The sequence below is a fragment of the Luteimonas sp. RIT-PG2_3 genome, assembly GCF_054902115.1.
On sequence record NZ_JBUBPF010000009.1, the window covers coordinates 72,920 to 93,103 of the forward strand.

The following is a 20,184-nucleotide window of genomic DNA, read 5'->3' on the forward strand; positions in this document are numbered from 1 at the left end:
CCGCGCCGCATTCTTGCACAGCACTGCGGGAGCGTCGTGGACACCGGTCACGCGGGTTGCCAGTGTGTCAGTCAGCACTGAGCGGCGTCTCGGGCGATAATGGCGCGACTATCCGGTTCCCTTGCAGACGTATCTTCCATGCTCGATCCCAACCTGCTGCGCCAACACCTTGCCGACACCGCCGCGCGCCTGCGCGAGACCCGCAACTTCGAGCTGCCGAGCGCGCAGGTCGAATCGCTGGAGAGCGAGCGCAAGCAGATCCAGGTCCGTACCCAGGAACTGCAGAACCTGCGCAACACGCGCAGCAAGTCGATCGGCCAGGCCAAGGCGAAGGGCGAGGATGTTGCCGCGCTGATGGCCGAGGTCGCCGGCTTCGGCGATGAACTCAAGGCCAGCGAGTCGCGCCTGGATGCGATCAAGGCCGAGATCGAAGGCATCGCGCTCGGGTTGCCGAACCTGCCTGATGCCTCGGTGCCCGCTGGCAAGGACGAGTCCGAGAACGTCGAGCAACACCGCTGGGGCACGCCGCGCCAGTTCGATTTTCCGGTCAAGGACCATGTCGACCTGGGCACGCGCAACGGCTGGCTCGATGCCGAGACCGCGGCCAAGCTGTCGGGCGCGCGCTTCACCGTGCTGCGTGGCCAGCTTGCCCGCCTGCATCGGGGGTTGGCCCAGTTCATGCTCGACTTGCACAGCCAGCACCACGGCTATGAGGAAACCAGCGTCCCGCTGATCGTCAATGGCGATTCGATGCGCGGCACCGGCCAGTTGCCGAAGTTTGAGGACGACCTGTTCGCGACCTCGTTCGGAGACGACACCCGCTACCTGATTCCGACCGCCGAAGTCCCGCTGACCAATACCGTCCGCGACAGCATCGTCGAAGCCGAGCGTCTGCCGCTGCGGATGACCGCGCACTCGTTGTGCTTCCGTTCCGAGGCCGGCAGCCACGGCCGCGATACCCGCGGCATGATCCGCCAGCACCAGTTCGAAAAGGTCGAACTGGTCGCCGTGACCCGTCCCGACGACAGCGATGCCGAGCATGCGCATATGACGCGCTGTGCCGAGATCGTGCTCGAAAAGCTGGGCCTGCCGTATCGCAAGGTGCTGCTGTGCACCGGCGACATGGGCTTTGCCGCGCGCAAGACCTACGACCTCGAAGTCTGGCTGCCGTCGCAGGACACCTATCGCGAGATCTCGTCGATCTCCAACTGCGGCGATTTCCAGGCGCGACGGATGCAGGCGCGCTGGCGCAACCCCGAGACCGGCAAGCCCGAGCTCGTCCATACGTTGAACGGCTCCGGCGTGGCCGTCGGCCGTGCCCTGGTCGCGGTCATGGAGAACTACCAGAACGCCGATGGCAGCATCGACGTGCCGGAGGTCCTGCGTCCGTACCTGGGCGGGATCGAGCGGATTTCCTGACGTCGATGGCCGACGGGCCGGCCCGGTTGCCTGCCCCGTCACGACAGCGGTTGAAGCGCACGTCGCCCTGAGGGTGAGGGCTCGATACCTCGCGCGTCCAGTTCGGCCGGTCCGGCCCCGCAGGCCTGTCCCGGCCACGGCACCTGACGACGTTTGTTCAGGAATGCTGGCGGGAGTGGCCGGCCCCAGATCGTTGTTGTGATTCTGGGATGGAAGTGCTCAAATGCGCGACATCGTTCCATACGTGGATGAGTCATGCAGGACCTGAACGATCTTTACTATTTCGCCATGGTCGTCGACCACGGTGGGTTCGCCGCCGCGGAACGCGCACTCGGCATCCCCAAGTCGCGCCTGAGCCGACGCATCAGCCAACTCGAAACCGATCTCGGCGTGCGTCTGCTGCAACGCTCCACGCGCCGGTTCGCAGTTACCGACGTCGGCCAGAGCGTGCATCGCCACGCCCAGTCGATGCTGGCCGAAGCCTCGGCCGCACGCGAGGTCGTCGACCGCCTCAGCGCGGAGCCGCGCGGATTGGTCAAGGTCAGCGTGCCGGTCAGCATCGCGCAGCAGTCGATCCCGAAGCTGCTGCCCGAGTTCCTGGCCAAGTACCCACTGGTGCGGCTGCAACTGCATGTCAGCAATCGCCGTGTCGACGTCATCAATGAAGGCTTCGACGTCGCGATCCGCGTGCGTTCCAAGCTCGACGACGACGGGAGCCTGGTGATGCGCAGCTTCGGCCAGATCCAGGAACTGCTGGTCGCCAGCCCGCAGTACCTCGACCGCGCCGGCCGCCCGCGCGACCCGGACGATCTCGACCAGCACACCACCATGAGCATGGGCGAGGACGAAGTCCGCCAGCGCTGGGAACTGCAGGGCGCCGGCGGCGAGGTCCGCCGCATCGAACTCAAGCCGCGCGTCGCCGGTTTCGATTTTCCGATGCTGATGGCCCTGGCCCGCCAGGGGCTGGGCATCACGATGCTGCCCGAGACCCTGTGCGCCGACGCGGTCCGCAGTGGTGAACTGGAAGTGGTACTGCCCGAGTGGCGCCTGCCGCAAGGCATCGCGCACGCGGTGTTCGCCTCCCGCCGCGGCCTGCTGCCGGCGGTACGGGTCTTCATCGATTTCCTGGCCGAGCGCCTGCCGCCGCTGCTCGAAGAGTCCAGCCTCAACTGCCGCAACAACAAGGGCTGCGAGGAAGCGGAAGCCGCGAGGACCGCCGCGATCCGGAGCATCGGCAAGGAGCCAAAAACCGTCTCCCATGCGACAATTCGCTGAGCGTTTTCGGTTGGGGTAGCGCCAACGCCGATGGTCGAACTGCCGACGGCGCGCAAGCGCCGTGCTTGCCGCAAGGTGTAGTGAGACAATCAGACAACGGAGAGATGGCCGAGTGGTTTAAGGCAGCAGTCTTGACCCGGAGGCCGCAGGCCGGAGGGAACATCGGCAGCGCCGATGGTCAAACTGCCGACGGCGCGCAAGCGCCGTGCTTTTGCCGCAAGGTGTAGTGAGACAATCAGACAACGGAGAGATGGCCGAGTGGTTTAAGGCAGCAGTCTTGAAAACTGCCGTGGGTTTACGCCCACCGTGGGTTCGAATCCCACTCTCTCCGCCAACCCAGCCGATTGCGCTACAGCCCGATTTTTCCGCCGATCGCCGCAGGGCACCAACCGGCATAGCAAACCCCGGTTCTACGCCATCATCCGATCTCCGTAGCGCATCAGCCGTCGTGCATGCGGGAGGGGGAGAGGCGGTCGGGTGGCTATTCGATACCGGAAAGGCCGAGCAACGTCCCCTCGACATGCGTGCGGGTTTGGCCGCCGATCCAGACCTGGCCCGTGCCGTCGCGCCCCGCATGAACACGCCCCTTGCGTCCGAGACAGGTGCCCTGCGCGGCGATGTAGTCGGTATCCGATACGCGGGTCGCGAACAGCCATTGCGCCAGCGAGGCGTTGAGACTGCCGGTGACCGGGTCTTCCACTATCGTTCCCAGATGGTCGCTGAAGAAGGCGCGGACCTCGAAGGCAGTGTCGCCGCCGGGAACATGGGCACCGATCACGCCGATGTCGATTCGCCGTGGCCAGCTTCGTGCCGGCTTGAGCGCCAAGATCTTGTCGGCGGATGCCAGCCGGATGCCGAGCCACCCCGGACCATTGTCTATCCAGGCGGCATCGACGATCTCATGGCTATCGATCCCGAGGAACTGTTGCGCTTCCGTTAGCTCCTCCGGCGTTGGTGCGCCGGAGCGGATGAGAGGCGGCGCGGCAAAGGAGAGCCGCTCGCGGTCGCGCCGGACTCTGACCAGACCGGCCTCGCATTCCTGGACGATGTCTGCTCCGCTTTTCGGCACGCCACCGCTCTGCAGCCAGACGTGACAGGTGCCGAGCGTCGGATGTCCGGCGAACGGCATCTCCCGATCCAGCGTGAATATCCTGACGCGATAGTCGGCGACCGGGTTTGTCGGCGGCAGCAGGAAACTGGTCTCCGACAGATTGAACCAGCGTGCAAGGCGCTGCATCTCCTCTACTGCAGGGGTCTCCGTCGCGACGATGACAGCCAGAGGATTACCGGAGATCGCATTCGAGCCGAAGACGTCGACCATGTGAACCGAAACGCTCATGCAGTTGTCACCTTCCGGACGCGAGCAGCTTCAGGCCCGCCACGGCGAACAAGGCGCACAGGCCGCTCTCGATCCAGCGCCGCAGTCGTCCGTAAAGGGCGATCATCGGCGCGGTCGAGAACAGCACCGCGTAGCCACCGAAGACGAGAAAGCCCAGCAGGGCGCAGCCGCCGATGATGGTCGGCAGCACGCCGGAGGGCGTATCGTTCCGAAGGCCCAGCGACATGATCGCGATCCATGCGAGTACCGCCTTCGGATTGCCGATGTGCATGAGAATGCCTTGGCGATAGAGCCGGCGATAGCGAGGAGGCAGCGCGCTCGCCTGTGTCGTCATCCTATCGGACGTCTCACGCATGGCCGATCGGCCCGCACGAAACGCCAGGTAGAGCAAATAGACGCCGCCCAGAATCTTGATGACGAAGAGCGCATCCGCATAAGCCGTCAGCACTGCGGAAATGCCCGTTGCGGCCAGGATCGCCCAGAAGAGCGATCCCGTGATGACGCCGGCTGCCAGTGCGAGGGCGGGACCGCGACCGTCGCGCATCGCCGTTGTCATGATCGCGATGTTGCTAGGCCCCGGACTGGCCGTCGCGAGGAGATAGGTGGCATAGACGAGTGCTATCTGGCTGGCGATCATCGACCGTTCTCCAGAAGCAGCCGCCGCTCCTCGCCTGGATCAAGGTCGCCGCGATAGACAATGTGGATCTTGTTTCCGTCGGGATCGCGCAGATAGGCGCCAAAATAGCCCTCGCCATAGTGCGGGCGCTCGCCCGGAGCGCCCTCATCCGTGCCGCCGTTCGCCAGCCCCGAGGCCCATGACGCTTGTACTGCCTCGGCCGCGGGCGCGAGGAAAGCGGTCATGCTGCCGTTGCCAGCCGTTGCCGGTAGCCCGTCGTGCGGGCTGTATACGTAGAAGCGCGGGAGTGGCGCGTCTCCGGACACCCAGCACAGTGCCAGGGGGCCGTCATCGGGCGTGACGACGCGTTGCCGCAACCCGATCGGGAGGAGCAGCGCGTCGTAGAAGCGGCCCGCGCGCTCAAGATCCAGAGTTCCGACAGTGACATGGCTGAACATTTGACCTCCATGCGCGCGTCGCGGTGGACGTGCGCTTGCACAATAACCTGATGAGTTCGGTCATCCTATTGGATGGCACACTTGTGTGCTATTTAAATAGTGTCATGTGACACTTTTTAGGATCCTGCGATGCGTTTGCAATCCCCATGGGTGCCACGCCTTGCCGACATCAAGGCCAGCACCACTGACCGGCTGGTCCTGGCCCTTGCGGATGACATCATCGAAGGGCGATTGAAAGGCGGAGATCGTCTGCCAGCCCATCGCGATCTCGCATGGAAACTTGGCATCGGTCTCGGCACCGTCACCAAAGCCTATGGCATCGTTGAGAGGCGTGGCCTGACGCGGAGCGTCAAGGGGCGAGGAACCTTTGTGACGATCCATCAGGCCCATGAAGAGCGGCAGATTGACATGTCGTCCAACACGCCACCCGCCATGCTCACCGAACGCCTCCTGGCACGCACGCTGGCAGGGATCGCCAGGAGGATCGATGCAGATCAGCTCAATCTCTACGCGCCGCCTGCCGGGCATCTTGAACATCGCCGTCTACTGGCACGGTGGCTCGAAACACTAGGCATACCGGCCGATCCGTCGTGCCTGGTTCTGACAGGCAATGCCCGTCAGGCTATCGCACTGGCGTTCGATCTTGCCTGTGATCGCCAAGGGAGCATCCTGACCGAACGGATAACCTACCCCGGGGCGATTGCAATCGCCCGGCGCAGAGGCCACCGGATGCGCGGCGTGGAAATCGACGCGGAAGGTATGATCCCGGAAGCACTCGCGATCGCGCTAGCCGGTGAGCGTGCTGCCAGCAAGGCGGTCTATCTCACGCCGACGCTGCACAACCCGTCCACCGCGACCATGGGAACGGCGCGACGACAGTCGATCGTCGATATCTGCCGCCGTGCCGGTGCCCGGATCATCGAAGACGGCGTTTATGCCTTCGCCGCGTTTGGCGCGCCGCCGCTGGCGGCTTTGGCGCCGGACATTACCCTGCACGTCAATGGATTGTCTAAGTCGCTCGGGCCAGGACTGCGGATCGGGGTGTTGGCGCTCCCGCCTGGCATGATGGGTATGGCGGAGGACATCGTGCGGGACATGCCGATGCAGCCGGCGCCCCTTTCCTGTGCGTTGGTGGAGGCGTGGCTGGCGAGTGGCGTTATCGCATCGGTTCAAAAGGATCTCGGCCATGAAACTGCGCGCAGGTCGCGTCTGGCCGCCTCGCTGCTCGGTGCGGCCGGTCTCATCACCGATCCGGCAGCGTGCCACGCCTGGCTGCCTGCGCCGCGAGATGTCGCCGATGGTCTCGTCGCCGCGGCCGCCACGATCGGAATCAGAGTCACGCCCCCTGCATCGCTGATGGTGGAAAGCGAGGATCAGGCGGCCGGCATTCGCCTATGTCTCGGCGGGCCCTCGTTCGACGAATTGACCAAGGCCATAAGCGCGTTCTCAGGACTATTGAAGAATGAGCAATATGTCGCTGACGGTCGTCGCCGCCCGCGATGACCTAGAGCGGCGGATCGGCGCATCTGAACACCCGGGAACGTTCGGCCCTGGTCGGAGTTGGTAATCACGGCTGCCTCGCCTTCCCTGGGCCGCGGTCATCGAGCGCCTTGTGAAAAGGTGGTCTTAGAGTGCGATAGCGTAGATGTTGTGCTCATCTTCGTGCTGCCTACAGTTGCCGCAACGCGAATGCGAAAGGCTTCTGGGAATACTGGAGTGACTTCATCACCCCATCAGCAATGGGCGCAATTGGCGTTTTTTTTAATTCATGATTGCTGGATGATTTTCATGATGATCTCCCGGGAGTGAGTCCCCGCGTCATTCTCTTGATGGCGTTGTCTTCGCCAGATCGCTCTCGACGATGGCCTGACATCAGCTGCCGTGGAGCTGGCCCCGTTGGGTCTCAAGGTAGTCAAAGAGCGCGCGCACCATGTTGATCATGAGCATCGCTTCAGCCTTCCCCAGGTTCGCAGGACCCGGATGTGCTGCCGATGCATCGCTTCGCAAGTCGTCGAGTGCCGTCACGGCACTCGCAAGCGATCCGAGCACACCCGCTACTCGGGCGGCTTGATGATCCCGGGTGGTGATCCTGTCATGGCCGCTCCTGAGCGTTTTGAACAGCAGATCAATGGATGCGTTCGGCGGCACAGCCAGATTAGCCCGCGCACAGGCATCGAGGAGGTAGTCCTGGAGTGCGGAGTGAACGCGATCCAGTGCGCTCGCCGTGCCATGCGTATGCAGCAGGTCGATGGCGTCCTTGAGCGCACCATCGACGGCTTCGGCCGCAGTCGGAAGTTTGTGAGGCGCCGGCACATGGGCCAAGTCCACTCCCAACTCCCGGGCCGCGTCGGATGCATGCTCTTCCAGCCATGCCTTCAGTTCCGGTCGAGCGGCAAGCGCGCGTAGCTCGTTCGGCTTCTCGCTGTCCATGAAGGTGGCGAACTGGGCGACCTGGTAGCCGTAGTCGTCATCGCCGAAGCGCAGGGCCTGTTGAAGGCGCATTTCGGGATCGCCGAGCTGCGGCAATTCAAGTTCGATGCCGAGCTTGGCCCAGTCCGCTGCATCCAGGCAGACCTCCAGCGCTTCGATCAGTGCGAACAGGGTTGGCTTCGACAGTGGCGGCAGCGGGGCGGGATGGGGCATGGCAAGGCCTGTGGACTGGATCGCGCATTGTCCTCCCTATGCTTCCCCTGATGTCTGTTGAAAGGAGGCGCGTCAGTCGCCTCGACCTGTTGCCCGACTGCCATCGCAGGGCATTGGTGGAAAGGGCTTCAATGTCCGATTCTGGTCAGTGGCCTGTCCCCGGATCCGCTATCTCCGCGACCTGGCGTTCCCCGTCCGGCTCTGCCTTCCACCGCGCTTGCCCGCCACGCCTACCAGTCGCTGGAACGTCGGGCACGCCAGATGGGAGGGGGCCGGGCAATCGGCGACGTGGCGGAGCGTGTCGCGCAGTGCCATCAGCTCACGGATGTGGCGATCGATCTCGTCGGCCTTCGTGCGAATCCTGTCGCGGGGCAGATCCGCGAGCCCGTTGCCACCGAACATGCGTCCAATCTCTTCGAGCGAGAAACCCGCGGCCTTGCCCATCGCGATCAGCTTGAGCTGCAACAGCACACTGGCGGGAAACTGCCGTCGCAGGCCGTGGCGGCCCGCCGACGCGATCAATCCCGCATCCTCGTAATAGCGCAACGCCGAGGGCCTGACCCCGCTCTGCGCTGCGACTTCTCCGATATCCAGGAATTCCATGCTTGACTTCAAGTCGACTTGAAGTGGCAGCCTGCGCTCTGGCGGACATCGCCGCAAGAGGTCGCACGGTGCAGCAGGCAACATCATCCAAATCTGATCCCATGCGGACGGGCGTGACGGCGACGCTGGCCCTGTCGATGCTGTTGGCCTCGCTGGGCACCAGCATTGCCAATATCGCACTGCCAACGCTGTCCGAGGCATTCTCGGCGCCGTTCGCGCAGGTGCAGGCGGTCGTCGTCGCCTATCTGGCGGCGCTGACGGCCTCGGTGGTGATCGCCGGCAAGCTCGGCGACCGTCGCGGGCTGAAGCCCATGCTGGTGGCCGGCCTGGGGGTGTTCGCCGCGGCCTCGCTGCTGTGCGCCCTGGCACCAGACTTGGAGTGGCTGATCGCCGCGCGGGCGCTGCAGGGCATCGGTGCGGCCTTCCTGATGACGCTGGCGATGGCACTGATGCGCCAGGCCGCAGGCGAGGCCCACGTCGGGCGGGCGATGGGGGTACTCGGTACGGTATCGGCCTTGGGGACGGCGCTTGGCCCCGCGCTCGGCGGGCTGCTGATCGCAGGGGCAGGGTGGCGCGGCATCTTCTGGGTCCAGGTGCCGTTGGCGCTGCTGGCCCTGGTCCTGACCGTCTCGATGCTGCCGGAGGAGACGGCCCAGGGGCGGGTGGCATCGACGCGCCCGCGGTTGATGATCGACCGCAGGCTTGCCCCGCATCTTCTCGTCAACCTGCTGGTCGCGGCCGTCATGATGACGACGCTGGTGGTCGGTCCCTTCTATCTCGGTGTCGCGCTTGGCCTGACGGCGACGCAGGTCGGTTTCGTCATGGCCGTCGGCCCTGTGGTTTCCATCTTCAGTGGCGTCCCGTCCGGACGCTGGGTCGATGCCTGGGGCGTCGACCGTGTGCTCGCGATCGGCCTCGCCTTGCTGGTCGCAGGCGCGTTCCTGTTGGCGCTGCTGCCCGTCATGATCGGCGTGGCCGGCTATGTGCTTGCGATCATCGTGCTGACGCCGGGGTATCAATTATTCCAGGCTGCCAACAACACGGCCGTGCTCGCAAACATCGCGAGAGAGCGACGTGGCACGGTCTCCGGCTTGCTCAGCCTGTCGCGCAACATCGGCCTGATTGCCGGCGCGTCGGTCATGGGTGCGGTCTTCGCCAAGAGCGTCGGGGTGTCGGACGTCAGTCACGCCGATGCTTCTGCGATCGCGGCCGGGATGCAGCTGACCTTTCTCGCCGCGGGCGGAATGATGCTGGTCGCGATCGGCATTGTGTTTGCCTGCCGTCATTCCGACGGCGATTCCCCTTGAACCTCTGCGCGATGTGGCCGGCGCCTTCGATCGACGGAGCAAGTAGTCGAAATCGCAGGAGGATGCGTCGCGGACAGGGGTTGATCTGCTGTTTTTTTTTCCAGCTCCTGCTGGTCCTCGGAAAAAAAAAGCGCCCATCAGGGCGCTTGTTCTTTGGGCTCGCTTCAATCCCTGGTTACACCTGCCTCAGTGCAGCTTCGCGCCCGCGTCCCAGCGCCGCAAGGCGGCCTCGACCGCATCGATACCCTTGGCCACGGCGTTGGCATCCACCTCGGCGATGGTGTCGTCGGCGCTGTGGATCACGCGCATGACCTTGGGTGTGTTGGCCGGCGTCTTGCCAGAGAACACCAGCAGGATGTCGGCGATCTCGGCGTGGTCGACCAGCGAGTACGACACGGCGGGCCAGTTTGCTTTCAGGAATGCGAGGTGATCGGTCGGCGGGTACTGAGTGCCTGCCGACAGGCGGATGCCTGCTTCGCGGGTGGCGGCTTCGCTATCGCCGACGATGCGCGCCTGCACGTCCGGCGACATCATCCACAAGGTGTCGCCCCAGCCGAAGACGTCGAAGTTGACGTAGAGCGCAGGCTTTTCGCCGCCCTGCTCGACATAGGCGTGGGCACCCAGCAGGCCTTTTTCCTCGAGATCCCACAGCGCGACCGCGACGCGATGGTGCTGCAGAGGACGGGCCTTGAATCGCTGCGCGAGTTCGAGGGCGACACCGACGCCGGAGGCGTTGTCGGTGATGCCGTTGCCTTCGTCGACACGATCGTAATGCGCACCCAGCAACAACAGCGGCGCGTTGTCGTCGCCGGAGACCGGTGCCAGAAGATTGATGCCCTGCAGGGCGTCATGCGAGAGGGCGCTGCGGGTTGCGACCAGCGACTGGTCCTGCAGGATCTTCTCGATGGCATCGCGACGCGCGGTGTTGCCAGCGGCGTTGCCGATGGCGCTGACTCTGTCCAGCCAGGTCGCTGCGGTCGAGCCCGACGCGAGAGACGCGGTGTTGGCGGCGGGCGTCGTCGCGGCGTTGCGCTGCGGCGTGGCGGCCTCCTGCGCGCACGCGGAGAACGAGAGCATCATCAGAGAGGCGGTCAGGGCAAGGTGGTGGACAGGTGGCATCGGAATTCTCGCTTGGGGCGTTGCGATAGTGTGCCCGAAGCAAGTGTGATCCAGGCACGGAAAGCGCCATGTCCATCGTGGCCGAACGCTTGCCTCAGCACTTCGCTGGCGATAGCCTGCATTTTCAGGGGTACCAGAAGGGGGATGCAGGAATGACCATTCGGGTATTTATCGTGGACGACCACGCACTGGTAAGGGCGGGCATGCGAATGGTCCTGTCCGGCGAAACCGATATCGAAGTGATCGGCGAAGCCAACAGCGGCGAAGACGCACTGCCGCGGATCCGGGCGCTCAAGCCTGACGTGGTGTTGTGCGACCTGCACCTGCCGGGCATCAGTGGGCTGGAGGTCACCGAACGCGTGATCAAGGGCAAGCACGGCACGCGCGTGGTCGTGGTGTCGGTGCTGGAAGACGGGCCGATGCCGCGTCGCCTGCTGGAAGCGGGGGCTTCGGGTTATGTCGGCAAGGCCGGCGATTCCGCCGAGCTGCTGCGGGCGGTGCGCGACGTGGCGCGCGGCAAGCGTTATCTCGCGATCAGCATTGCGCAGAATCTCGCCTTGTCCGGAATTGCCGGGGAGGACAATCCGTTCGACGGATTGACCGCGCGCGAGACCGAAGTCGCGATGCTGTTGCTGCAGGGCCTGCGCCAGGAAGAGATCGCCCGGCGTCTGAGCCTGAGTCCGAAGACCGTCAACACGCACAAGTCTCGGCTGTTCGAGAAGCTGCAGATCCAGGACAACATTTCACTGGCACGCATGGCCAGTCAGTACGGGCTGACCGATCCGGCGCACGCCGTCTGAGGCGTGCGCCGGTGGTCGGGTGCCACCGTGTCGATCAGGCGCTGCGCGAGGCCTGATCTTCCGTGACGGCGGCGTCAGTCGCGCCGTCTTCCGTGCCATCCGCTTCGGCCTTCTGGCCTTCCGCCTCGTTGGAGGCGAGCAGGGCATCGGCGTCGACGCTGACCGCTTCGATCGCAGACACACTGGAAACGGCCGCGCTCGGTGCAGCCACGCTCGGCTCTGTTGCCGGCACGCTGTCGAACAGGCCGGCCGTCGCAGGTGGGGCCTGGCGCACGGGTTCGGCTTCGACGGTGGTCGCGGCAATCCCGGCGACCGCGACGTCGGCCGGCGTTTCGTCGGTAGCAGGCGCGGCCTCGGTCACCGTGGCGGTGGCTTCGACGGCAGCGGGCGCGGCGATATCTGCAGCGACCACGTCGCGGGCCGGAGCCTGCGTGGCCGCAGCCTCGGTCACGGCGGCCGTGGAGACCGGTGCCTGTGCGGCCTCAGTGCTGACGTGCACCGGAGCCTGCGCTTCGACGACGGCAGTGTCGGTCACGGCAGGCTCGCTCACAGCAACTTCGGTCACGACCGCATCGACGACGACGGCATCGGCCGTGGCGACAGGCGTTGCCGACGCGGCACTCGCGGCAGCATCGGCAGGCGAGGCGTTGGCGTCAGCCGTTGCCGTCGCCGCTTCGCTGGTCACCGAAGCCACGGCGACGGTGGCGACCGTCACGGCTGCAGGCGTTGCCGGGGTATGGACGGCCTTCTCGGGCGTCGCTGCCGGAGCGGCGATGTCGTCGAAGTCGAACTCGGGCTGCGAACGATCGATCGACGCGTCGACCTCTTCGCCGAGCAGGTCGTTGCCGTTGTCCTCGCCATCGGCGGCATCGGCGGCATTGGCGGCATCGCCACCACGACGGCGGCGGCGGCCACCGCGACGACCGCGACGGCGACGGCCGTTGCTGTCGCCGGTGTTGCTGCCGTCATCGGCGGCATCGGTATCGCTGTCGGCATCGGCGCGGGTGTCCGCGACGACGTCGAGCGCGTCCTGGTCGACCAGCGTGGCGGACACCGATGCCGGTGCGACGGCTGCCGCGACCGGTGCGGTCACTGCGGCGATCGGGGCCGCTGTCGTGTCGATGTCGACTGCGCTGGTCTGCAGGTTCTGCTCCTCCAGCGAGGCGCCGGCAACGCCAGAGGTGGCGGCAGCGTCACGCGCGGGACGCGGCGGACGCTGCTTCCTGGGCTGCTGCGGCTGGGGCTGCGACTGCTGCGGCTGCTGGGCAGGCTTGGGCGCCTGCTTCGGCTGCTGCTGCGGTTGCGCCGGCCTGGGCTGCTGGCGATCGCGCTGCGACGACGGTCCACCCGGATTCGAGCTCTCGTCGCGACGCTGCTGCGGATCACGACCCGACTTGCCGCGCTGGTCGCGGCGCTGGCCGTTGCGGCCTTCGCGTTGTTCGCGGCCTTCACGGCTGCCTTCGCGACCCTGGCGCTGGCGGCCATCGGACGACGTGGTGGACGGGGCCGCTGCGGGTGCAGCCGGACCACCGCCGACCAGGCGCTTGAGCCAGCCGACCAGGCCGCCGCTGGCAGCGACCGCGACCGGCGCGGCCACGACCACCGGGGCGACGACCGCCACCGGTTCCGGGGTGGGCTCGGGGCGCGGCTCGCGCACCGGTGCAGGCTGGCTCGGACGCACGTTGGTGACCACCGCGGTGGGCACGTTGAGGTTGGCCTTGGTCAGCGAGATCGTCGCGGTCTTGCGCGGCGTGCCACGCTGGTAGCTCGGACGCGTGGTTTCCTCGCCCAGCTCGTTCTCGCGCAGGCGCGTGACTTCGTAGTGCGGGGTGTGCAGTTGCTCGTCGGCGACGATGACGATTGGCGCGGAGTGGCGCTTCTCGATCTCGGCCAGGGCGCCGCGCTTCTCGTTGAGCAGGTAGTTGGCGATGTCGACCGGGGCCTGCACCAGCACCTGTCCGGTGTTGTCCTTCATCGCATGCTCTTCGGCGACGCGGATGATCGACAGCGACAGCGACTCGATGCTGCGCATGCGGCCGTGGCCTTCGCAGCGCGGGCAGACGATCTGGCTGGACTCGCCGAGGCTGGCGCGCAGGCGCTGGCGCGACATCTCCAGCAGGCCGAACTTGGAGATCCGGCCCAGCTGCACGCGGGCGCGGTCGTACTTGAGCGCGTTCTGCAGCTTGTTCTCGACGTCGCGCTGGTGCTTGTTGGACGACATGTCGATGAAGTCGATCACCACCAGGCCGCCGAGGTCGCGCAGGCGCATCTGGCGGGCCACTTCCTCGGCCGCTTCCAGGTTGGTGTTGAACGCGGTCTCCTCGATGTCGCCGCCCTTGGTGGCGCGCGCCGAGTTGACGTCGATCGCGGTCAGCGCTTCGGTCTGGTCGATGACCAGGGCGCCGCCGGACGGCAGGCGCACGGTGCGCTCGTAGGCGCTCTCGATCTGCGACTCGATCTGGTAACGGTTGAACAGCGGCACGTCGTCGGTGTAGTGCTTGAGCTTGCGCAGGTTGTGCGGCATGACCTGCTCGACGAAGTCGCGGGCCTCGGCGTACATCTCCGGGGTGTCGACCAGGATCTCGCCGATGTCGGCGCGCATGTAGTCGCGCAGGGCCCGGGTGATCAGGCGCGATTCCTGATAGATCAGGAACGGCGACGGCTTGGTCAGCGCGGCCTCGGCGATCGCCTTCCAGATGCTCAGCAGGTAATCCAGATCCCACTGCAGCTCTTCGGCGTCGCGGCCGACGCCGGCGGTGCGGATGATCACGCCCATGTCGTCGGGGATCGCCAGTGCGTCCATCGCACGCTTGAGCTCGGCGCGGTCCTCACCCTCGATCCGGCGCGAGACGCCGCCGGCGGTCGGCGAGTTGGGCATCAGCACCATGTAGCGGCCGGCCAGCGAGATGAACGTGGTCAGGGCTGCGCCCTTGTTGCCGCGCTCTTCCTTGTCGACCTGGACCACGACTTCCTGGCCTTCGCGCAGGAGTTCCTTGATCGAGCCCTTGTGGTGGTCGGCGCCGGACTGGAAATAGTCGCGCGAGATTTCCTTCAGCGGCAGGAAGCCGTGGCGGGCCGCGCCGTACTCGACGAAGGCGGCTTCCAGCGAGGGCTCGATCCGGGTGATCCGGCCCTTGTAGATGTTGGACTTCTTCTGTTCCTGAGCGGGTTGCTCGATATCGATGTCGTAAAGGCTCTGGCCATCGACGATGGCGACGCGCAGTTCTTCTGCCTGCGTCGCATTGATCAGCATGCGTTTCATTGTGGTGGTGTTCCTGATGTGCGCTTGATCCTGCAAAGGAGCAGGCACACGGAACGCCGGGGCGTTTCGCCTGGATACTTGCTTGTCGCCGGCCGCGCATGCGCAGCGGCGACCCGGGTTTCCAGCGCTACAACACCACGGCGAGCCGCGGGAGCGCTTGTTTCATGTAAAGCTGTTGCGGGCCGGCGGCTGCGCGATTCCGGCCTTGGGCCGGGCTCGTGCGCCGCACGGGACATGTTCAGCAACCACTGCCTTCGCAGAGGGCGATATCCGGTCCTGCCGTACAGCCGCTAACATGGCCACCCCTGGGGCGGTGGTTGCGCACTGGCCGGGAATCTTGGGAAGGCGGACTTTCGGTCCGGGTTCTTCCTGTGAAATCAGCACTTTATCTCGCGGCCTGAGTGTATCAGAAAAGCTTTGCATGACTGACCATCCCCCCCATTCAAGCCCCCAGGGCGGTGTCCGCACCGTCCGGGTGCCCGCCGATCGCGCAGGACAGCGCCTCGACAACTTCCTGCTCGGGCAACTGAAGGGGGCGCCGAAGTCGTTGGTCTACAAGATCGTCCGCAGCGGCCAGGTTCGGGTCAACAAGGGCCGGGCCAAGGCCGATACCCGCCTGGAGGCCGGCGACGAGGTCCGCATCCCGCCGGTTCGGCTGGCTGAGCCTGGCGAGATGCCGATTCCGGCACGTGGCCTGCTCGACGCGATGGCGGCCAGCATCGTCTTCGAGGACGCCCGCTTGCTTGCGATCAACAAGCCCAGCGGCGTCGCCAGCCATGGCGGCAGCGGCATCAGCTTCGGGGTCATCGAGACCCTGCGGGCGCTGCGCCCGGGACAGCCACTGGAACTGGTGCACCGCTTGGACCGGGATACCTCGGGGCTGATGGTGATCGCCAAGAAGCGCTCGGCGCTGACCCAGTTGCAGGCGCTGATGCGCGAGGATCACGGCGCCGGGCTGCGCAAGCGCTACCTGGCACTGCTGGCCGGACGCATGCCGGACGGGCTCATGAGCGTCGATGCGCCGCTGCACGTCGGCCTGCGCCAGGGCGGGGAGCGCCATGTCCAGGTGGTCACGTCCTCGCACGGCGTACCCGGCAAGGCCTCGCTGAGCCACTTCAAGGTGCTGGAGCGGCGGGGCGGGCAGTCGTATTGCGAAGTCCGCATCGAGACCGGCCGTACCCACCAGATCCGCGTGCACGCCCAGCACATCGGGCATCCGGTGGCGGCAGACGACAAATACGGCGATCAGGCCGTCAACAAGCGGCTGCGCGAGCAGGTCGGCCTGAAGCGGTTGTTCCTGCACGCGGCCTCGCTGGAATTCGCGCTGGACGATGGCGCGGCCCCGTACGTGCTGACCGCGCCGCTGTCAGACGACCTGGTCGGCGTGCTGGATCGCCTGGCCTGAGAACTGTTCAAAGCCTTACTGCGCTTGCCATCTGGCGCGCGTGCGGTGCTCGGTTGCTCATGTACCTGCACGTACACTGCGCTTTCTGCGCTCCGCCGCGCGCCACCTGACTGCGCTCGCGACAGACTTTGAACAGGTTCTAAGTGGATCGGTTCGGACTGACAGCCTCGGGCTGCCTGGCCTGAGCCGGCAGTGCATTGGGCATGCCCGGGTCTATTCGCCGGGTCTATTCGACTGGCTGTCCGTAGATTTCGGTCAACATCCTGCGATAGTCGGCCATCGACGGCAGGCCGGCCGCGGCCCGTCGAGCCTCGAGCCCGGCCAGGTCTTCCACCGGGCGCAGGCGCATGACGCCGTCGTCGCCGGTCTGGAACTGGCTGCCGTAGCGTTGCGGCTTGCCTTCGGCGAGCAGGACGCGATCGGTCAGCAGGGCGACGTCGCCGCGGTCGACCTGCCCGCGTTCGAACGCCGGTTGCATCATGTCCAATGCCCTGCGCTGCAGGGCCAAGTCGCCGTCGGCGTGCTGGACCAGCAGCCAGGCGGCCTTGGCGCCGTCATGGCCGACCAGCGGGCTGGCCGGCCACCCATGTTCGTCGAGCACCTGCCTGAGCCAGGCCGCGTTGTCAGCGTCCAGTGCCTGCAGCTCGCGCCAGCGTGCGGGATCGACCTCGCTGCCGGCAGCGCCGAGGACGGCCTGCCGGAGTTGCTGGTCGCGGCCGGCCCGCTGTAGCAGTTGTTCGCGGAGCGCGGCGTCCTGGCCGGAGGCCTGGTCGGCTGCGAGCTGCTCGGCATGTGCCAGCAGCAGGGGCCATTCCGCCCGCTGCCGCAACGCGTCCAGGCCGGGGCGCGACTTGCTGCGCAGGTCCTCGATCGCGATGCGGCCTGCGGGCAGTTGCCGGCGCAGGTAGGCCAGCGCGTCGGCATGGCGTCCGGCCGAGGCCAGGCACTCCACGGCCAGCAGTTCGCCATTGACGGGCATCGGGCCGGCAATCGACTCCACCGCCAGCATCACGTCGGCGCAGCGGTCGAATGCGCCGGCTTCATGGGCGGACACGGCCTGCATGAAGGACGGCGGTGCGGCGGTGAGCGGGGCCGTCGCGCACAGGACCAAGGCCATGGCGCGCAGGTGCTTCATGCCTCGAGTTGTTCGGCCTTGGCCGCGCAGATGAAGTCGTTCTCGCTGAGCCCACCGACATCATGGGTCGAGAACCGCACGATCGCGCGGTCGTAGTGCACGCCCAGGTCCGGATGGTGGTCTTCGCGGTGGGCGATGTGGGCCAGCGCGTTGACGAAGGCCATGGTCCGGTAATAGTCCTTGAACGTGAAGGTGCGGCGGATCGCCTGGCCGTCCTCGACCAGTTCCCAGTGCGGCAGCTCGGCAAGCAGTGCATGGACGCGCGATGTCGGCAACCTGTGCCCGCTGCCGCTGCGGGGGATGCAATGGGTCTGGGTCAGGGCGGCGAGTTCGGACATGCGGGGTCTCCTGGTGCGTTGCGTGGGAAGCGGTGTGGCGGTTGGAGCGGGACAGACGTTCGCGCCGCCGTTCATGCGCCGGTCGGCCTGTGGCGAGCGGGATCGCGATCGCCCGCTAGAATACGCCGATGATCAATATCTCAGAATCCGCGCAGACCCATTTCCGGAAGCTGATCGAGCGCGAAGCCCTGCCTGGACTGGGCGTGCGCCTGTCGGCCAGCCAGCCGGGAACGCCGAAGGCCGACGTGCGCCTGGAGTTCGCCGAACAGGCCGAGCTGCAGGGTGATGAATGGGCGATCGATTGCGAAGGCTTCACGCTGTGGCTGGATGCGGCCAGCGTGACCTATCTCGATGGCGCCGAGATCGATTACGTCACCCAGGCCACCGGCGGCCAATTGCAGATCCGTGCCCCGCGCATCAAGGGCGAGGTACCGTCCGAGTCGGCGTCCCTGGTCGAGCGCGTGCGCTGGGTCGTCGAGCACGAGATCAATCCGCAGCTGGCGCAGCATCGCGGCAATGTCGCGGTGCAGGAAGTCACCGGCGACGGAGTAGTGATCCTGCGCTTCGGCGGCGGCTGCCACGGCTGCGGCATGGCCGACGTGACGCTGAAGCAGGGCATCGAAAAGACGCTGATGGAGAAGGTGCCGGGGGTCATCGCGGTGCGCGATGCCACCGACCACGACACCGGCGACGCGCCCTACGTGCCGCGCGCGCAAGCCTGAGTCGCGACAGGGGACGCTCGCATCGCGATGTTCTCCTCCTCCGAACTGATCGAGGCCCTGCGGCGTCGTGCCCGGCGCTCGCTGCGGCCATTGCCGCCTGCCGGTGAATTCCCGCCGGCTTGGCAGGCCTGGTTCCAGGCGATGACGGCCAGTGTCGGCAAGGTCACCGGGGCCTTGCCGGCAGCGTTCACCGATGTATTCATTGCGCGCACGCCAGTGTTCCCGGGGTTGTCGCCACAGCTGTCGCGATGGCAGGCCTTCGCCAGTCTGTGGCGCCAGGGTTGGCGACCGCACGACGACGATCGCGACGACCGCGGCGCGAGGCTGTTCGCGATGGCGTCCTCGCTGCTGTTCCACGTGCTGTGGCTGGTGGCGATGATCTGGCTGATGTACGCGCGCTTCACCGGAACCCCGGAGCTGGAGCGTCGTGGCGAACAGGTGATCCAGGTCGAGTTCATTGGCGAGGGCACGCAGGACGCTGGCGGCGCGGCCCCGGCGGCACCCGCAGTGCCGTCACCGGCGGACGCCGCGAGCCAAGCGGCGGCAGGTCAGCCTCCGGCGGCCGCCGCGCCGACGGCCGCGTCCACCTTGCCGCAGGACCCGACGGTGGAGCCGACGCCCGCGCCTCCGGTGCCGCCTCCGACCCTGGTGGTGACCGAGGTCCCCGAGCCCGACAGCGACTTCACACTGCAGGTCCCCGAGCTGTCGCTGCCGTCGCCACGGCCGACAACGCCTGCGCCGCCGGCTCCGGATACCGAACTGACCGTCGTCGATGTTCCGCTGATGCGTCAGCCCAGCCAGCCCTTGCCGCAACGCCCGATCGACGTGCCGGTCCTGCGCCCGCGCGAGGTCGCGCCTGCCGAGCGCGAGGTGCCGGCGCCGCTGCCGGAGGTCGCGTTGCGCCCGGTCGCGCCGCCTAGTGTGGCCGCGCCGACGCTGCGCACCGAGACCCGCGAGACCGCGGCCCGCGACATCGCGCTGCGGCCGGCCCGGCAGCCCGCGGCCACGCCGTCCGCCGCGCCCGCGGCGTCGCCATCCGCGAGCCCCAGCCCGGCCCGTCCGAGTGCCAGTGCGGCGACGTCGCCGGCCACGACCGGTACGCAGCCGAGCGGGGGCGCCTCGCGCAATCCGGTGGCCAGTGCCGGCACCGGGACACGGGCCGTACCGACGCCTGGCGGCCTGCCGGCCCCCCGCAAGAGCGACGACTGGGGCGATTCCAACCGGCAGCGCCCGGGTGGACAGCCGGGCGGCAGTGCGGGCCTGTTCAATGCCGATGGCTCGCCACGCCTGGCCAGCGGGACGGGCCGGGCGGGCGGTGGCTTGCCGCCGGGAACGATCACCGAGGATTACGAGAAGATCGATCGCATGGGCACCTGGCTCAAGCGGCCGCCGGTGGACTACCAGCCCAGCGCGTTCGACCGCTTCTGGGTGCCCAGCGAGACGCTGCTGCAGGAGTGGGTACGGCGCAGCATCAAGGAAGTGCTGATTCCGTTGCCGGGCACCAGCAAGTCCATCAAGTGCACGGTGGCGCTGCTGATGCTGGGCGGAGGCTGCGGCATCAGCGATCCGAACATGCAGGATATCGAGGCCACCGCGCGCAAGCCGCCGGATATTCCGTTCAAGCGCGAACTTCAGGAAGACCAGAGCAGCCTGGCGCAACCCGAGCCGGAGCCGGACTCGGAACCCTGAGTGCCCGATGGCCGGCACGACCAGAGTGAGCGGGGCGGTCCGCTTGATGCACGG

The 20,184-nt window shown here is 66.7% G+C and carries 17 protein-coding genes and 1 tRNA gene; 9 read left to right on the forward strand and 9 right to left on the reverse strand.

Features of this window, described 5'->3' with window-relative positions; translation table 11 throughout:
• Positions 1–138: 138 nt before the first annotated feature.
• From serS to ACYX7E_RS14130, 3 genes are all read left to right on the forward strand, one after another.
• Positions 139–1,419: a serine--tRNA ligase gene (gene serS / locus ACYX7E_RS14120; protein ID WP_462081225.1), complete on the forward strand. Its 1,281-nt coding sequence runs from the start codon at positions 139–141 to the stop codon at positions 1,417–1,419.
• A 255-nt stretch (positions 1,420–1,674) separates the two neighbouring features.
• A complete protein-coding gene (locus ACYX7E_RS14125) occupies positions 1,675–2,694 on the forward strand; it encodes a LysR family transcriptional regulator (protein ID WP_462081226.1) in 1,020 nt (339 codons plus the stop codon).
• Between the two features lie 244 nt (positions 2,695–2,938).
• Positions 2,939–3,028: transfer RNA gene (locus ACYX7E_RS14130), tRNA-Ser, on the forward strand.
• A gap of 147 nt (positions 3,029–3,175) precedes the next feature.
• Here ACYX7E_RS14130 and ACYX7E_RS14135 read toward each other — a convergent pair.
• The 3 genes from ACYX7E_RS14135 to ACYX7E_RS14145 are packed head-to-tail and all read right to left on the reverse strand — an operon-like array spanning position 3,176 to position 5,107.
• A complete protein-coding gene (locus ACYX7E_RS14135) occupies positions 3,176–4,033 on the reverse strand; it encodes a PhzF family phenazine biosynthesis protein (protein WP_462081227.1) in 858 nt (285 codons plus the stop codon).
• Between the two features lie 7 nt (positions 4,034–4,040).
• Positions 4,041–4,670 (reverse strand): LysE family translocator, encoded by a 630-nt coding sequence (locus ACYX7E_RS14140; protein WP_462081228.1) that lies wholly within the window; start codon positions 4,668–4,670, stop codon positions 4,041–4,043.
• Entirely contained in the window at positions 4,667–5,107 is a 441-nt protein-coding gene (locus ACYX7E_RS14145) for a VOC family protein (RefSeq protein ID WP_462081229.1), read from the reverse strand. Before ACYX7E_RS14145 ends, ACYX7E_RS14140 begins: the two co-directional genes overlap by 4 nt.
• 129 nt (positions 5,108–5,236) lie before the next feature.
• Between ACYX7E_RS14145 and ACYX7E_RS14150 the strand changes: the two genes are divergently transcribed.
• Positions 5,237–6,610, forward strand: coding sequence for an aminotransferase-like domain-containing protein (locus tag ACYX7E_RS14150; RefSeq protein ID WP_462081230.1), 1,374 nt, complete (start codon positions 5,237–5,239; stop codon positions 6,608–6,610).
• A 369-nt stretch (positions 6,611–6,979) separates the two neighbouring features.
• On the opposite strand, the gene ACYX7E_RS14155 is transcribed toward ACYX7E_RS14150, so the two are convergent.
• Both ACYX7E_RS14155 and ACYX7E_RS14160 read right to left on the reverse strand, forming a co-directional pair.
• A complete protein-coding gene (locus ACYX7E_RS14155) occupies positions 6,980–7,750 on the reverse strand; it encodes an abortive infection family protein (RefSeq protein ID WP_462081231.1) in 771 nt (256 codons plus the stop codon).
• 168 nt (positions 7,751–7,918) lie between these two features.
• Complete coding sequence (locus ACYX7E_RS14160; protein WP_462081232.1) at positions 7,919–8,353, reverse strand: helix-turn-helix domain-containing protein; 435 nt, start codon at positions 8,351–8,353, stop codon at positions 7,919–7,921.
• Positions 8,354–8,421: 68 nt separating this feature from the next.
• Between ACYX7E_RS14160 and ACYX7E_RS14165 the strand changes: the two genes are divergently transcribed.
• Complete coding sequence (locus tag ACYX7E_RS14165; RefSeq protein ID WP_462081233.1) at positions 8,422–9,660, forward strand: MFS transporter; 1,239 nt, start codon at positions 8,422–8,424, stop codon at positions 9,658–9,660.
• 186 nt (positions 9,661–9,846) lie between these two features.
• On the opposite strand, the gene ACYX7E_RS14170 is transcribed toward ACYX7E_RS14165, so the two are convergent.
• On the reverse strand, positions 9,847–10,779 hold the full coding sequence (locus ACYX7E_RS14170; protein ID WP_462081234.1) for a M28 family metallopeptidase: 933 nt from the start codon (positions 10,777–10,779) through the stop codon (positions 9,847–9,849).
• 152 nt (positions 10,780–10,931) lie between these two features.
• On the opposite strand from ACYX7E_RS14170, the gene ACYX7E_RS14175 reads away from it, so the two are divergent.
• Positions 10,932–11,579: a response regulator gene (locus tag ACYX7E_RS14175; RefSeq protein ID WP_462081323.1), complete on the forward strand. Its 648-nt coding sequence runs from the start codon at positions 10,932–10,934 to the stop codon at positions 11,577–11,579.
• A 34-nt stretch (positions 11,580–11,613) separates the two neighbouring features.
• Here ACYX7E_RS14175 and ACYX7E_RS14180 read toward each other — a convergent pair whose 3' ends face one another.
• A complete protein-coding gene (locus ACYX7E_RS14180; protein WP_462081235.1) occupies positions 11,614–14,841 on the reverse strand; it encodes an Rne/Rng family ribonuclease in 3,228 nt (1,075 codons plus the stop codon).
• Between the two features lie 421 nt (positions 14,842–15,262).
• Between ACYX7E_RS14180 and ACYX7E_RS14185 the strand changes: the two genes are divergently transcribed.
• Positions 15,263–16,246 (forward strand): RluA family pseudouridine synthase, encoded by a 984-nt coding sequence (locus ACYX7E_RS14185; protein ID WP_462081236.1) that lies wholly within the window; start codon positions 15,263–15,265, stop codon positions 16,244–16,246.
• Positions 16,247–16,472: 226 nt separating this feature from the next.
• Here ACYX7E_RS14185 and ACYX7E_RS14190 read toward each other — a convergent pair whose 3' ends face one another.
• Together ACYX7E_RS14190 and ACYX7E_RS14195 are read right to left on the reverse strand one after the other, a co-directional pair.
• Complete coding sequence (locus ACYX7E_RS14190) at positions 16,473–17,363, reverse strand: DUF6624 domain-containing protein (RefSeq protein WP_462081237.1); 891 nt, start codon at positions 17,361–17,363, stop codon at positions 16,473–16,475.
• Positions 17,364–17,377: 14 nt separating this feature from the next.
• The gene (locus tag ACYX7E_RS14195) at positions 17,378–17,719 is read right to left on the reverse strand and encodes a 4a-hydroxytetrahydrobiopterin dehydratase (RefSeq protein WP_462081238.1); all 342 of its coding nucleotides are present in this window, start codon (positions 17,717–17,719) and stop codon (positions 17,378–17,380) included.
• A gap of 128 nt (positions 17,720–17,847) precedes the next feature.
• On the opposite strand from ACYX7E_RS14195, the gene ACYX7E_RS14200 reads away from it, so the two are divergent.
• Together ACYX7E_RS14200 and ACYX7E_RS14205 are read left to right on the forward strand one after the other, a co-directional pair.
• Positions 17,848–18,441 (forward strand): NfuA family Fe-S biogenesis protein, encoded by a 594-nt coding sequence (locus ACYX7E_RS14200; protein WP_462081239.1) that lies wholly within the window; start codon positions 17,848–17,850, stop codon positions 18,439–18,441.
• Positions 18,442–18,468: 27 nt separating this feature from the next.
• Positions 18,469–20,130 (forward strand): hypothetical protein, encoded by a 1,662-nt coding sequence (locus ACYX7E_RS14205; protein ID WP_462081240.1) that lies wholly within the window; start codon positions 18,469–18,471, stop codon positions 20,128–20,130.
• Positions 20,131–20,184: the final 54 nt, after the last annotated feature.